14 protein-coding genes are annotated in these 13,739 nt (G+C 61.6%); 4 read left to right on the top strand and 10 right to left on the bottom strand.

Annotation, left to right across the window (positions count from 1 at the left end; genetic code table 11):
- Positions 1 to 123 (top strand): EF-Tu C-terminal domain-related protein (locus BW967_RS16575; RefSeq protein WP_449421154.1); only part of this gene is annotated, 123 nt, incomplete at its 5' end.
- Between the two features lie 141 nt (positions 124 to 264).
- On the opposite strand, the gene BW967_RS16570 is transcribed toward BW967_RS16575, so the two are convergent.
- The 3 genes from BW967_RS16570 to dgcN all read right to left on the bottom strand — a co-directional run bounded on the left by BW967_RS16570 (position 265) and on the right by dgcN (position 3,169).
- The gene (locus tag BW967_RS16570; protein WP_076486210.1) at positions 265 to 1,125 is read right to left on the bottom strand and encodes a D-amino-acid transaminase; all 861 of its coding nucleotides are present in this window, start codon (positions 1,123 to 1,125) and stop codon (positions 265 to 267) included.
- Positions 1,126 to 1,137: 12 nt separating this feature from the next.
- Positions 1,138 to 2,100, bottom strand: coding sequence for an N-acetyl-D-Glu racemase DgcA (gene dgcA, locus BW967_RS16565; RefSeq protein WP_076486209.1), 963 nt, complete (start codon positions 2,098 to 2,100; stop codon positions 1,138 to 1,140).
- A gap of 67 nt (positions 2,101 to 2,167) precedes the next feature.
- On the bottom strand, positions 2,168 to 3,169 hold the full coding sequence (gene dgcN, locus BW967_RS16560) for an N-acetyltransferase DgcN (protein WP_076486221.1): 1,002 nt from the start codon (positions 3,167 to 3,169) through the stop codon (positions 2,168 to 2,170).
- 282 nt (positions 3,170 to 3,451) lie between these two features.
- Here dgcN and BW967_RS16555 point away from each other — a divergent pair, with 282 nt between their 5' ends.
- Together BW967_RS16555 and BW967_RS16550 are read left to right on the top strand one after the other, a co-directional pair.
- The gene (locus BW967_RS16555; protein ID WP_076486220.1) at positions 3,452 to 4,408 is read left to right on the top strand and encodes an L-malyl-CoA/beta-methylmalyl-CoA lyase; all 957 of its coding nucleotides are present in this window, start codon (positions 3,452 to 3,454) and stop codon (positions 4,406 to 4,408) included.
- Between the two features lie 227 nt (positions 4,409 to 4,635).
- Positions 4,636 to 5,598, top strand: coding sequence for an acetyl-CoA carboxylase carboxyltransferase subunit alpha (locus BW967_RS16550; RefSeq protein ID WP_076486208.1), 963 nt, complete (start codon positions 4,636 to 4,638; stop codon positions 5,596 to 5,598).
- A gap of 16 nt (positions 5,599 to 5,614) precedes the next feature.
- Here BW967_RS16550 and BW967_RS16545 read toward each other — a convergent pair whose 3' ends face one another.
- Genes BW967_RS16545 through BW967_RS16535 form a run of 3 tightly spaced genes read right to left on the bottom strand, consistent with a single transcriptional unit; the run spans position 5,615 to position 7,907 of the window.
- Positions 5,615 to 6,346 (bottom strand): lysophospholipid acyltransferase family protein, encoded by a 732-nt coding sequence (locus BW967_RS16545; RefSeq protein WP_076486207.1) that lies wholly within the window; start codon positions 6,344 to 6,346, stop codon positions 5,615 to 5,617.
- Positions 6,346 to 7,236, bottom strand: a complete 891-nt coding sequence (locus BW967_RS16540; RefSeq protein ID WP_076486206.1) for a cell division protein FtsX — start codon at positions 7,234 to 7,236, stop codon at positions 6,346 to 6,348. Before BW967_RS16540 ends, BW967_RS16545 begins: the two co-directional genes overlap by 1 nt.
- Complete coding sequence (locus BW967_RS16535; RefSeq protein ID WP_076486205.1) at positions 7,236 to 7,907, bottom strand: cell division ATP-binding protein FtsE; 672 nt, start codon at positions 7,905 to 7,907, stop codon at positions 7,236 to 7,238. Before BW967_RS16535 ends, BW967_RS16540 begins: the two co-directional genes overlap by 1 nt.
- Positions 7,908 to 8,043: 136 nt before the next feature.
- Here BW967_RS16535 and BW967_RS16530 point away from each other — a divergent pair, with 136 nt between their 5' ends.
- Entirely contained in the window at positions 8,044 to 9,420 is a 1,377-nt protein-coding gene (locus tag BW967_RS16530) for a zinc-ribbon domain-containing protein (RefSeq protein WP_076486204.1), read from the top strand.
- 45 nt (positions 9,421 to 9,465) lie between these two features.
- Here the strand turns inward: BW967_RS16530 and BW967_RS16525 are convergent, their stop codons facing one another.
- From BW967_RS16525 to BW967_RS18780, 4 genes are all read right to left on the bottom strand, one after another.
- Positions 9,466 to 12,009 (bottom strand): DUF4175 domain-containing protein, encoded by a 2,544-nt coding sequence (locus BW967_RS16525; protein WP_076486203.1) that lies wholly within the window; start codon positions 12,007 to 12,009, stop codon positions 9,466 to 9,468.
- Between the two features lie 27 nt (positions 12,010 to 12,036).
- Positions 12,037 to 13,302: a diaminopimelate decarboxylase gene (gene lysA / locus BW967_RS16520; RefSeq protein WP_076486202.1), complete on the bottom strand. Its 1,266-nt coding sequence runs from the start codon at positions 13,300 to 13,302 to the stop codon at positions 12,037 to 12,039.
- Between the two features lie 88 nt (positions 13,303 to 13,390).
- Entirely contained in the window at positions 13,391 to 13,597 is a 207-nt protein-coding gene (locus BW967_RS16515) for a hypothetical protein (protein ID WP_076486201.1), read from the bottom strand.
- Positions 13,594 to 13,731 (bottom strand): hypothetical protein, encoded by a 138-nt coding sequence (locus BW967_RS18780; RefSeq protein WP_175610473.1) that lies wholly within the window; start codon positions 13,729 to 13,731, stop codon positions 13,594 to 13,596. Before BW967_RS18780 ends, BW967_RS16515 begins: the two co-directional genes overlap by 4 nt.
- Between the last annotated feature and the right edge of the window lie 8 nt (positions 13,732 to 13,739).

The following is a 13,739-nucleotide window of genomic DNA, read 5'->3' as shown; positions in this document are numbered from 1 at the left end:
GACAACCTGAAGTTCGAAGTCGAACTGATCGCCCCGATCGCGATGGAAGAAAAACTGCGCTTCGCCATCCGCGAAGGCGGCCGCACCGTCGGCGCCGGCGTCGTCTCGAAAATCATCGAATAATCTTTCCTCATCGGGAAAGAAGAAAGGGCCGCCCTCGGGCGACCCTTTTGCTTTTGCGTGCCTTACACAAGCCGGGCTCGGCGAAACAAAAAGCCCGCCTCATTCCTGAGGCGGGCTTTTGAATTCAGAGCGTAACGGCGCTTAGACGGCGCGTTTGAGGCTTTCTTCCAAGTAGATCTCGCGCAGGCGCTTGGCCACGCGACCCACTTTACCATCCGCCACGGCGACGCCATCCACTTCCACCACCGGCATCACAAAGGCCGAGGCAGAGGTGAAGAACGCTTCATCGGCTTCTTGCGCTTCGGCGATGGTGAAGGGGCGCTCTTCGATTTCCATCTGCGCTTCCGCCGCATAGGTCAGCAGCGAGGCGCGGGTGATGCCGTGCAAGATATCGGTCGACAATTGCCGGGTGATGATCTTGTTGCCTTTGACGATATAGACGTTGTTGGACGACCCTTCGGTCACCGCGCCATCTTCCACAAACCACGCATCGTTCTTGCCCGCGGCTTCAGCCGCCATTTTCGCCATCGACGGGTAGAGCAGCTGCACCGTTTTGATATCGCGGCGATGCCAGCGCAAATCGGGCAGCGAGATCACTTTGATCCCGACCTCTGCTTTCGGGTCATTGGCGAGGTTCGGCTTGGCTTGGGTGTAAAGCACCACAGTCGGCGGCGTGCCTTCCGGCGGGTAGTGGAAATCCCGGTCGCCCGCATTGCCACGGCTGACTTGAAGATAGACCAGCCCCTCGTCGATATTGTTGCGCGCCACCAATTCGTGGTGGATGGCGAGCCATTCTTCGCGGGTCAGCGCACAGGTCATTTCCAGCTCGCGCATTGAGCGCTCCAGCCGCGTCATGTGGCCTTCAAATTCCAAGATCTTGCCACCCAGAACCGAGGTCACTTCATAAACCGCGTCGCCCATCACGAACCCACGGTCGAAGATCGAAATCTTCGCCTCTTCTTCCGGCATATACTCGCCATTCAGGTAAACGATCCGGCTCATCGCGCTCTCCTTTTAGCCCCAAAGTTCGGCTTCGGGGGGGTAAACCATGCCGTCCGCATATTTCAGCGGGCTTTCGCGGTCTTGCGCCAGCAAAAGCGGCCCGTCAAGATCGGTATAGGCCGCGCCTTGCGCCACCAGCGTCGCAGGGGCCATCGCAAGGCTCGAGCCCACCATGCAGCCGACCATCACGCCATAGCCCTCAACCAGCGCCTGCTGGCGCAGCGCGAGCGCTTCGGTCAGGCCGCCGGTTTTGTCGAGCTTGATGTTCACGAGATCGTATTTGCCTTTCAGACCGGGCAAGCTTTTGCGGTCATGGCAGCTTTCATCGGCACAGACCGGCACCGGGCGATTGAGGCCCAAAAGCGCCTCGTCTTCGCTTGCAGGCAGCGGTTGTTCCACCATCGCCACACCAAGGCGCAAAAGATGCGGCGCCAGATCCGAATAGACCTCGGCGCTCCAGCCCTCGTTCGCATCGACGACGATCTTGGCCTTGGGCGCGCCCGCGCGCACCGCTTCCAGGCGCGGCATATCATCGGGCGTGCCGAGTTTGATTTTGAGAATCGGACGATGCGCATTTTTCGCGGCAGAGGCTTGCATCGCGGCCGGTTCGGCAAGCGAAAGCGTGTAGCAGGTGACTTCCGGCCCCGGCGCGGTCAGCCCCGCCAGCTCCCAAACCCGTTTGCCTGCGGCTTTCGCCTCCAGATCCCAAAGCGCGCAATCCACCGCGTTGCGTGCAGCCCCCGGCGGCAGCGCATATTGCAAATCTTCGCGCGAGATATTGGCGGGCAGCCCCTCAATCTGCGCGGTCACGCTTTCAAGGCTTTCGCCATAGCGCGCATAAGGCACGCATTCGCCCCAACCTGCCACAGCACCGCGAAGCACACGCACTGTCAGCACCTTGGCCTCGGTGCGGCTACCGCGGGAAATGGTGAAAACTTCGGCCAGCCGGAATGTATCCGCCGTTACGGAGATCATGCCCTGCCCTTTCTTTTATTCGTCATCGGCGTGCCAAAGCCTTGGCCTTGGCACGCGGTGCAGGGTTTCAGATCGCGGCGAGCGCGTCCACCAGCTTTGCGGCCCCAAAGCGGAACGGGTCGGTGGTGGGCAGGCCCATCTCTGCCTCGACCTTGGCGATATAGGCCCGCGCTTCAGCTTCGGGCATGTTTTGCGTGTTGATCGAGATACCAACCACTTGGCAGGCCGGGTTGCCCACCTTGGCAATTTGCAGCGCCAGATCGCGCAGCGCATCCAGCCCCGGCAGGCTGTAGCCCGGCAGGCCACGCATATGCGCACGGGTAGGTTCATGGCACAGCACCAGCGCATCGGGCTGACCGCCGTGAATGAGCGCCATCGTCACCCCGGAATAGCTAACGTGGAAGAGGCTGCCTTGCCCTTCGATCAGATCCCAGTGATCCGCGTCATTGTCAGGCGTCAGCCATTCGATCGAGCCCGCCATGAAATCGGCCACCACCGCATCAAGCGGCACGCCATCGCCGGTGATCAAGATACCGGTCTGACCGGTGGCGCGAAAATCGGCATTCATACCACGCTCGCGCATCTCACGCTCCATGCAAAGCGCGGTATACATTTTGCCGACCGAGCAATCGGTCCCCACGGCCAGAAGCCGCTTGCCGCTGCGCTTCACGCCATTGGCGATCGGGTAATCCACTTCGGGCACGCGCACATCATGCAAAGACCGCCCGCAAGCTTCGGCAACGGCCACCAGATCGGGCTCGCCACGCAGAAGGTTGTGCAAACCAGAGGCCAGATCGAAGCCTTCTTCCAGCGCCGCGACCAATTCCTTTTTCCACGCTTGCGAGATAACCCCGCCGCGGTTTGCCACGCCAATCACCAGCGTTTTGCAGCCTGCGGCCTTTGCCTCTTCCAGCGTCATATCCGGCAGGCCCAGATCGGCCTTGCAGCCCTCCATCCGGAACTGGCCTACGGCGAATTCAGGCCGCCAATCTTTGATGCCCTGCGCCACCTTAGCGGCGAGTTGGTCCGGCGCATCGCCAAGGAAAAGCAGATAGGGGGTCTCGATCAGCGACATAGGAGGCTCCGCAGGTTCGGGGAAAGGATTTCGCCGAAAATCGCGAGTTTCTCGGCAAATTTCCTTAGTATCTTGCGGCCATTTGGCGCTTTTAGATCACACTTCTTCCGGCAATTGCCGATTTGCTCGAAGATTCTTGCGCCTTTTCAAGCTGCTGCAAAATTCATCACCGTTTCGGCGCATAGTTTCTGCGACTGCAAAATAACCTTGCATATGGCCGCGCAACATTATACCGAAAACACGACAAATCACGAAACATACTTGCCGAGGGAATTCATGAGCTTCCGCGTCCAGCCCGCCGCCCCTGCCCGTCCCAACCGCTGCCAATTGTTTGGCCCCGGCTCGCGTCCGGCGATCTTTGAGAAAATGGCGGCTTCGGCAGCGGATGTGATCAATCTCGACCTCGAGGATTCGGTCGCCCCAGATGACAAGGCGCAAGCGCGCCGCAATATCATCGAAGCCTCGCACAACGTCGATTGGAACACCAAATACCTTTCAGTGCGGATCAACGGGCTTGATACGCCCTATTGGTATCGTGACGTTGTGGAGCTTCTTGAAGACGGTTCTGAGCGGATCGACCAGATTATGATCCCGAAAGTGGGCTGCGCGGCGGATGTTTATGCCGTGGATGCGCTGGTGAGCGCGATTGAGGCCGCCAAGGGCCGCAAGAAACGTATCAGCCTTGAGGTGATCATCGAATCAGCCGCTGGCATTGCTCATGTGGAAGAAATCGCAGCCTCCAGCCCCCGCTTGCAGGCGATGAGCCTTGGCGCGGCGGATTTTGCCGCCTCGATGGGGATGGCGACCACCGGCATCGGTGGCACGCAAGAAAACTATTACATGCTGCGCGAAGGGGCGAAATACTGGTCCGACCCGTGGCATTGGGCGCAGGCCGCGATTGTGGCCGCTTGCCGGACGCATGGCATCTTGCCCGTCGATGGCCCGTTTGGCGATTTCTCGGATGATGAAGGCTTCCGCGCGCAAGCGCTGCGCTCGGCCACTTTGGGCATGGTCGGCAAATGGGCGATCCACCCGAAACAGGTCACTTTGGCCAATGAAGTCTTCACACCGTCGGATGAAGCGGTGGCCGAAGCACGCGAAATTTTGGCCGCGATGGAGAAGGCCAAAGCCGAAGGCGCCGGGGCAACCGTTTACAAGGGCCGTTTGGTCGATATTGCTTCTATTCGGCAGGCAGAAGTTATTGTCAGACAGTCGGAAATGATTAAAGCTTGAGCGTGATGTAAACGATTCGTGACACGAATCGTTTCGAATCCCGGAGCGGCAGGGAGGGGAGGCCCGGCTGCATGAGGGAACAGGAACGCCCCGGTCCGTCGGCCGGGGCGTTTCGGTTGACACCGATTGCCGCAGGCATCCGTCAGAACCCTTCGCTTCCCCCCGCGTCAGTTGCAAATCCCCTTTCGCGCGGTCATATAAGCGCAGACTGCGTCACGGAGGGGCTGATGACCACCTATCTCGAGTTCGAAAAACCGCTCGCCGAAATTGAGGGCAAGGCGGAGGAATTGCGCGCAATGGCGCGGGCGAACCCGGGCATGGATGTCGAAAAGGAAGCCGCTGCGCTGGATAAAAAAGCGGCGCAGATGCTGACGGACCTCTACAAAGACCTCACGCCTTGGCGCAAATGCCAAGTCGCCCGGCACCCGGACCGCCCACATTGCCGCGATTATATCGACGCGCTCTTCACCGAATACACGCCGCTTGCGGGCGACCGGAACTTTGCCGATGACCATGCGGTGATGGGCGGGCTTGCCCGCTTTGACGACCGCCCGGTGATGGTGATCGGCCATGAGAAGGGCCACGACACCGCGAGCCGCATCACCCATAACTTTGGCATGGCTCGCCCCGAGGGGTACCGCAAAGCGATCCGCTTGATGGATATGGCCGATCGGTTCAATCTGCCCGTCATCACGCTCGTTGACACCCCCGGCGCTTATCCGGGCAAAGGCGCCGAAGAACGCGGCCAAGCCGAAGCGATTGCGCGCTCAACCGAGCAATGCCTCAAGCTCGGCGTGCCGCTTATTTCGGTGATCATTGGCGAAGGCGGTTCTGGTGGCGCGGTGGCTTTTGCCACGGCGAACCGGATCGCGATGCTCGAACATTCGGTCTATTCGGTGATCTCGCCCGAGGGCTGCGCCTCGATCTTGTGGAAAGACGCCGAAAAAATGCGCGAGGCTGCAGAAGCACTGCGTCTCACTGCGCAAGACCTCAAGAAATTGGGTGTGATCGACCGGATCATTCCCGAGCCGAAAGGTGGCGCACAACGTGACCGTCTGGCCACCATTACCGCAGTTGGCCATGAAATCGGCAAGATGCTGGACGAGCTTTCGGGCAAGAAACGCGCGGGCCTGATTTCGGACCGCCGCAAGAAATTCATCGAAATGGGCTCGAAAGGGTTGGCGGCCTAAACCGCCCTCCCAGACCTCAAGCGACTTTGAATCCCGCCTCGGCCATCAACAGGTCCGAGGCGGTTTCAATTTCAGCCTCAATCTTTTTCATGTAATCGCCGATCTGAAGCCCCGGCTCGATCTCGGGCAGAAACTCCACAATCGCCACACCCGGCTTGCGCAAAATGCCGTGGCGCGGCCAAAACACGCCCACATTGGTCGCCGCAGGCACGCAGGTCAGGCCAAGGTCGGTGTAAAGCGCGCCCGCACCAATTTTATAGGGCTTCTTCGCCCCCGCCGCGACGCGGGTGCCTTGCGCGAAAATCACCAACTGCCCGCCCGCGAAACGCGCATTTTTCGCCTGTGCCAGCATCGCCTTGATCGCCGCGCCGCGCTTGCCCCGATCCACCGGGATGCAGCCAATCAGGTAAGCATACCAGCCGACAAACGGGGTCCAGACCAGCTCCTTTTTCATGATGAACTTGCCACGCGGAATGGCAGCGTAAATCATCAGAATATCCAGAAAGCTCTGGTGTTTGGCGGCAATCAACACATCGCCTTTCGGGATCGGACCACGGATTTCGGTTTTCAACCCCACGGCCCAGCCCGCCGACCAGCAGACCCATTTGCAATAGCCCCGGCACACATGAATGGCGGCGCGGCGCCCACCGATCAGCGCGTAGGGCAGCCCGCCCACCGCGAAGACGGCAAGCATCACATACATCTGCACGATGAAGAAGATGGAGCGGAGGTATTGCACGACGATCATCAGCGAATTCCCTTGAGCATGCGCAAAGCGGCGGCGCGGGTGGCACCGTAGGCCACTACCGCGGCCAGCACCGGAAGCGCAAGCGGCCAAAGCCAGCCGGTGCCGGTAAAGCCCAGCCCGGTCAAAAAGCCGCCAGCGGCATCGGCCGCAGGCAAAAGCGCCACCGCGCCCATGCCAAGCCCCGTGCCCAAAGCCGCGCCAACAAAGCCACGTTGCGTGAAGCGGCGCACGAAGGCGCGGGCAATAAAAGCATCCTGCGCCCCCACCAAGCGGAGGGTGCGAATCACCTGCCCGTTCGCGGCCAAAGCGGCCTGCGCGGCGAGCGTGATCATCCCCGCCATCGCGCCGCCAATCAGCACGAGCGACAACCAACCAAGCCAGCGCAGCTTATCGGCCGCAGCCACCAACGGGCGGCGCCAACGGGTGTGATCATCCAACACGGCGCCCGGGGCCTCTGCCGCAAGCCGCAGCCGCAGCCCCTCGGCATCAATGCCTTGAGCCGTTTCGACCAATTCCACCAATTGCGGCAGTGGCAAATCCTCGACCGGAAGATCGGGGCCAAACCACGGGTCCAAAAGATCGCGCATCTCGTCATCTTCCAAGGGGCGATAGCTTTTCACCCCCGGCGTCGTGGCGAGCGCATCCAATACCGCGCGCGTCTGCACCTCCATCTGCTCGGGCGGGGCGGAGATGCGGATGGTGGCAGAGCGCGCCAAAGCATAGGCCCAACGGTCCGCCAGCCGCCCAGATGCCAAGGAAAGCGCCAGCGCAAAGACGGCCAAAAACGCCATCGCAGCAGCCGTTAGCACCGTCAGATTGGCCGTAAAGCCAGTGGGCGGCACCACCCGATCGGCCGAGGACAATTCACGAGAAAACGGGTTCAACCGCATCACAAATCCGCCCCAGCCAGTTGCAACCGCCGATTGGCAATGCGCAAAACCCGCGCGGAAACCTGCGCCTTCGCCTGCCGGATCAGGTTCAAATCGTGTGTGGCGATCACCACCGTTTTGCCCATTTTGTTCAGCTCAACCAAAAGGTTAAGCAGCCGCAAAGACATTTCCCAATCAAGGTTGCCGGTGGGCTCATCGGCGACAATCACCTCGGGTGACATGATGATGGCACGCGCAAGTGCCGCGCGCTGGCGTTCCCCGCCCGAAAGCTGCGGCGGCAGCGCGTTCATCTGCGCCTTCAGCCCAACCCACGACAGAAGCTCCACCAATTCACGCCCATCAATCGGCTTGCCTGCAACGGTAAGCGGCAGCGCCACATTTTCCGCAACCGAAAGGTGATCAAGGAACTGACAATCTTGGTGCACCACCCCAATGCGCTGGCGCATCTGGGCGATGTCATCGCGGCTCATGGTGCGCGCATCTTGGCCGTAAAGACCTAGAAAACCAGACGATGGCAGAAGTTCTGCATAGCAAAGTTTTAGGAAGGTGGTTTTGCCCGCGCCCGAAGGCCCGGTCAGAAAATGGAACGACCCCGGCACGAGTTTGAGCGACATCTCTGCCAGCAACTCGGTTCCGCCATATCCTACAGCGACATCTTGCAGCTCGATCACTGCCGGCCCCTTCTTGTGGCACCTGTTGCCAGATGCGTGCAAATATACGCAAACGCTTGGAGTTTTTCACCGGGCTTGCTACAACATATATATAGAAAAGGCCAGAATGGCCAAGGCAGGACGAGGCTAGGAACGCATGCGGCTCATCTGTCCGAGATGCGGTGCACAATATGAGGTAGATGACTCCGTCATCCCTGAAGCCGGGCGCGATGTGCAGTGCTCTGGTTGCGGTCAGACGTGGTTCCAGCCCAGTGCAAAAATGATTGCCGCCGAAGAGGCCCGCCGCGAAGACGCGCAGGGCGCCCCCGAAGGCTGGGACGTGGCCGAAGAACCGGTTCCCGAACCCGTTAGCGAAACGCCGCCCGAGCCCGCACCGAGCGCCCGCCCAGAACCGACGCCAAACCCGGAACCGCCCCCGGCCGCCCCCGAGGAAGCCTCGATCTTTGAGGCCGCCGAAAGCCCCGAAGAAGAGGAAGACGCGGTCGACTGGAGCGAGCCGTTCGACATGGAAGAAGATGTCGAACCTGAGCCCTCCGAATTGCCGCCGGTGACCACGCCCGTCATTCCGCGAGCGTCGACGCCCGAAGTTCAGGCAGAGGCTGAGGAAAACATCGGGGAAGATACGGCAGAGGCAGCGATTGCAGCGCTGATGCAAGCGGAGCAGGCCCCGCAAGAAGAGCCAATCGCAGAGGTGACCGCTGCGCCAGAGCCGCCCCCTGCGCCCGAGGAAGACTATCTCGAACCGGACGCTTCAGAACCGCTCCTCAGCGCCGAGCGCAGCGAGGTTGGGCCTGCGCCACGCGTGGGTGTCGTGCCACGTCGCGCGCTGGACGAGAACCTTCTAGCGATCTTGCGCGAAGAGGCCGAGCGCGAAGCCGCGGCGCGTCAGGCGGAGGGCCAAAGCCTCGAAACGCAAGAAGAAATGAACCTTGCACCGCGCGCAGAAGAGCCTGGCGCGCAGCCCGCTCGCACGGCCGACGTGATGCCCCGGCGCGTGGCCCCGACGACGCCTGCGCCCAAACCAAAGCCGAAATTTGAGCCGGTGGTCGAAATGCCGAAACCACCGCCGCGGCCCACAGCGCCTGCGGCACGTCAGACGCTCGATTTCAGTGATCTGTCGAGCGCGGACTCTGACGAGGAAGAACGCGCCGCCGATCTGACCGAAGGCCCGGTGCAAGAGCCCGGCGCCCGTGCCGCCAAGCGCCTCCCCGATATTGACGAGATCAATTCTACTCTTCGCGCCAGCGCGGATCGCACTGGCGACCTCGCCGCCAAAGGCACCCCGCAGATGCGCGCCGAAACCCGCTCCGGCTTCCGAACCGGGTTCTTGTCGGTGGTCATCGTGGTGGCCGCGCTGGTTGTGCTTTATATCTTTGCACCGCGTATTGGGGCGGCCGTTCCCGCACTTTTGCCCGTGCTCGAAACCTATGTCGCCATGGCCGATACTGCGCGGCTGTTGTTGGACGGGCTTTTGCGGATGCTGATCGTAAAACTGCAAGCCGCTGGGGGCTAAGCCTCCGCGCCTCAATCATTATCTCGCCAACGCTTGCGGCGCGTTTTAACGCGGCCCGAAAGTGTCGAGCAGGCGGCGCAGGTAATCGCGCTCAGCTTCGGGGCGCTGACGTTCCGCAGTGCGACGACGAATTTCATCCAGCAAATCGCGCGCCCGGCGATACACATCGTCGCCCTGCAACAGGTTACTATCCGAGCCAATCCGGCTGCCTTCGCCCACCGCCCGTCCGAGCGGGTCACGCGGCAATTCACGCGTGCCTTGACCGCCCATCGGGTCACCGCCGCGCTGCTCGCCCAGATTGCCTTCCCCGCGCGATCCTTCGCCCCGCTCCTCCGCAAAGGCCTCGCCCAGCCGCCGCAGACCTTCGCGCAAGGCTTCAATCGCGTCGGCCTGCCCATCCAGCGCGCGGCCCAGTTGGCCGTCGCGCAAGGCCTCTTCAGCCTCTTCCATCGCGCGGCCTGCTTCATCCAGCGCTTGCCGCCCCGCCTCAGCCGCGTCGCCGCCAAGGCGCGGCATCAGACCTTTTTGCCGCTCCAACTCACGGCGGAGCGCACGTTGACGCGCCGCCAAATCTTCCCCTGCCGCGTCACCCGGTTGCGCCTCGCCGTTTGGTGACATTTCTTGCCCGCCTTGACCACCCTGCCCCGCCTCAGGCGGGCGCTGCATTTGCCGGAAGGCCTCGTCTGACAGGTCTTGCTGTTCGCGCAGCGTCTCGCTCAAGTCCTGCATCGTCTGCCCACCGGGCATATCGCCTGCCCCGCCTTGGCCTTGGGTGACGCGCATGTTCTCCATCATCCGCGCCAGTTGATCGAGGAGTTCTTGCGCCTCGGCCATTCGGCCTTCCTCCATCAGTTTTTGGATCTCATCCATCAACTGTTGGATCTGGTCGCCGGTGATCTGCTGGCTTGGCTGTTGTTGGCCAAACTGCGGCCCTTCTTCTTGCTGGCTACGTTCCGCCAACATTTGCAGGTAGCGATCCGTCGCCTCTTTCAACTCCTGCATCAGCTTGTCGATTTCGTCTTTCGAGGCGCCATTGCGGATCGCCTCACTCAGCCGTTCTTGGGCCTGCTGCATCGCCGCCAAAGCATCGGCCAAGCCACCATCTTCCAGAAGCTCCGCCATATCCCACAAGAGCTTGGCCACAGCATCGCGCACCTCTGGCGTGAGCGAGGCCGCTTCGATCTGCTCTACCACGCCTTGCAGAATTTCCACCATTTCCGGTGCCGGGAACAGATCGTCTGAACGGTTGAGCACGGCGCGCAACACTTGGGCAGAGCGCACCGCATTCTCGCGCGACCACAACAAATCGCGGCGCAATTCAATCAGCGCGGCGGCGCGCGGGTCAAAGAACCGCCGTCCCGGCAGTTCAAACGCCTGTTCGCCGCTGCTGCCAATCTGGCCGCGCCCATCTTCGACCTCTAGCGTCAGCTTGACGGGCAGGTTTGCCCAAGGATGCTCCGACACATCCTCGATCAGCATTTCAGAGAAATCGGCGCGCGAGCCGCTGATCGGCAGCGGCAGGTCAAACACCAAATCATCGCGTGGCTCGGGGTCTGTCGCGAGCCCGTAGCGGCGATCCATCGCGCCCAGATCGAGGCTGATCCGCGCCTGCCCGCGCACTACGCCATAATCGTCGAAGGCATGGAAAGGTTGCGCCATCTTGCCATCGGCCCGGCGCTCGGCAATCGCGGGCAATTCCACCTCCGGCGCGTTGTCCGAGAGAACGATCACCTGAAAGAGCCGCCCCATCGGCCCACCAACATCAATCACCCCCGAACGTTCGGCGATAAAGTCATGGCTTTGCACGGCCGGATTTTCGTCCCTTTCCGGCGTGGCAGCAGGGCTCGACACGGTTTCCGAAAATGGCACCGATCCGGGCGGACCATAAAAGCGAAACGCGAGTTTCGTGCCCTCGGGCAGATAAAGGTCATCGCCCTCAAACCCGTTGAGATAAAGCCCGGGGCGGCCTGTGTAGCGTGGCGGCTCGGCCCAGCCTTCCCATGTGGGGCCCATCGCGGCAACCGCCGCACCGGGGCCTCCAAGGCGGTGCTCTGGGGAAAACATCCCCACCGGATTGCCAAAAACCAGCGCCATCAGCACCGCCGTGAGTGCCGACAGCCGCAAGGCAAAGGGGTCGCGGGGCGCAAGGTCCGGGTCTGGCGTTGGCGCGCGCGCGGCAGCGGCAGCTGCGGCCATGCGGCCCCGGTGCGCCGCCCAAAGCGCACGGCTTGCCGGATCAGCCGCACCAAGCGCCAAATCATCGGTCAATGCAGCCAGCGGGCGACCGGGCAGCGTGGCATCGAGCCGCGCCACGGCCTCATCCAGGCTTGGCCAACGAAATCGACGCAGCCCCGGCGCGCCCAATACAATCAGCACAAAGATCGCCGCACCCGTGGCAATCGCCAACTCATCGGGCGTCAGATACCGCAGCGCGCCGAAAGACAGTGCAGCAAAAGCGAATGCCAAGAATGTCAGCACAGGCCAGAAGGCGCGCGCCAACCGCTCCAACACCAAACCGGCCCGTGTCCACAAAAGCGGACGGGCCAGCGGGGCGAGCGGGTCGCCCGGAAGGGGCGGCGGCTTCGTCATGCAACCTTTCCGGGCTCTGCGGTTAGATTAGAGCCACACCGGAATGCTATCGCGGGCGAGCATTTCCTCAAAGCTCGGTCTTTGCCGAATGACCGCAAAGTGATCCCCTTCGACCAAAACTTCGGGAATCAGCGGGCGGGAATTGTACTCCGACGCCATCACCGCGCCATAAGCGCCCGCCGAACGGAAGGCGACCAAGTCCCCTTCGCCCATCGGCGTCAGGTTGCGGCCCTTTGCAAAGGTATCGCCCGTTTCGCAAACGGGGCCCACAACATCAAAGGCGGCGGGTTCGGTGCCCGGTTCCGCCTCGATCACCGGCACAATGTCATGATGCGCGCCATACATGGAGGGGCGCACCAGATCGTTCATCGCGGCATCAAGGATCAGGAAGTTCCGCCCCTCACCTTCTTTGACATAAATGACCGACGAGACCATCAGCCCCGCATTGCCCGAAATCAGCCGCCCCGGCTCGATTTCAATCTCGCACCCCAAATCGCCAAGAACGCGTTTGATCATCGCACCATATTCGACGGGCAGCGGCGGCGCTTCGTTGGAGCGGGTATAGGGAATGCCTAAGCCCCCGCCCAGATCAAGGCGACGAATGTCATGGCCATCTTCGCGCAAAGCAAGGGTGAGTTCTCGCACTTTGGTGAAGGCGGCTTCAAAAGGCTCCAACTCGGTCAACTGGCTGCCGATATGCACATCGACGCCCACCACCGCGATGCCCGGCAGTTTTGCCGCTTCAGCATAAACCGCGCGAGCTTTGGCAATCGGAATGCCGAATTTGTTTTCGGATTTTCCGGTGGCGATTTTTTCATGGGTTTTCGCATCAACATCGGGGTTCACACGCAAGGCGATCGGCGCGACCACGCCCAAAGTGCTTGCCACCTCGGAAATCGCGCACAGTTCCGGCTCGCTTTCGACGTTGAACTGACGAATGCCGCCCGTCAGCGCGAGCGTGATTTCTTCGCGGGTTTTGCCCACGCCGGAAAAGACGATCCGCTCCCCCGGCACACCAGCAGCTTTGGCACGGCGATATTCGCCGCCCGAAACCACATCCATCCCCGCGCCCAGATTGCCCAGCAGTTTCAGCACCGCGAGGTTGGAGTTCGATTTGATCGCGAAGCACACTAGATGGTCGGTGCCCTCAAGCGCAGCATCAAACAGTTGGAAATGCCGCGTGAGCGTGGCGGCGGAATAGACATAGAAAGGCGTGCCCACGACGGCGGCAATCTCGGGAATTGCCACATCTTCGGCATGCAGCACGCCATCTTTGTAAAGAAAATGATCCATCGCGCCCTCGGTTCTGTTTCGCGCTTCCTAGCGCTTCACAGCCTGCAAGGAAAGCGGCGCGGAAGGTGGAGGGCCAGAATCCGACAGATCAAAATCCGGCGGCGATACCAAGCCAACCGATCTTGGTGCCGACATAGCCGCCGCCTGAACTGTTCACGCCGACCCGCACAGGCCCCACCCCGGTAGAGGCCGAGGTGGTCACCTCACCCGAAGGGTCGGCATAAACATTGGCGCGCGGGCTCGAACAGGCACCAAGCACCAGCACCATAAGCCCAATCAGCCCCGCGCTCTTCACAGGCTGCCCGTCACGCCAAAGCTGACCTCGCCCGAAACGGGGGCTTCGGTCACGGCACTTGGCGGCTGCGGCGGGCCACCCACACCGCAGGCGGCCAAACTGGCCAAGGCAAAGTTCAACAAAATCAGACGCATGTTTCCCT

Origin of the sequence: Rhodobacter aestuarii (genome assembly GCF_900156655.1) — a bacterium.
GTDB classification, from domain to species: domain Bacteria; phylum Pseudomonadota; class Alphaproteobacteria; order Rhodobacterales; family Rhodobacteraceae; genus Rhodobacter; species Rhodobacter aestuarii.
The sequence above is the reverse complement of the archived record's forward strand: the minus strand, read 5'-3'. Positions and strand labels throughout refer to the sequence as shown.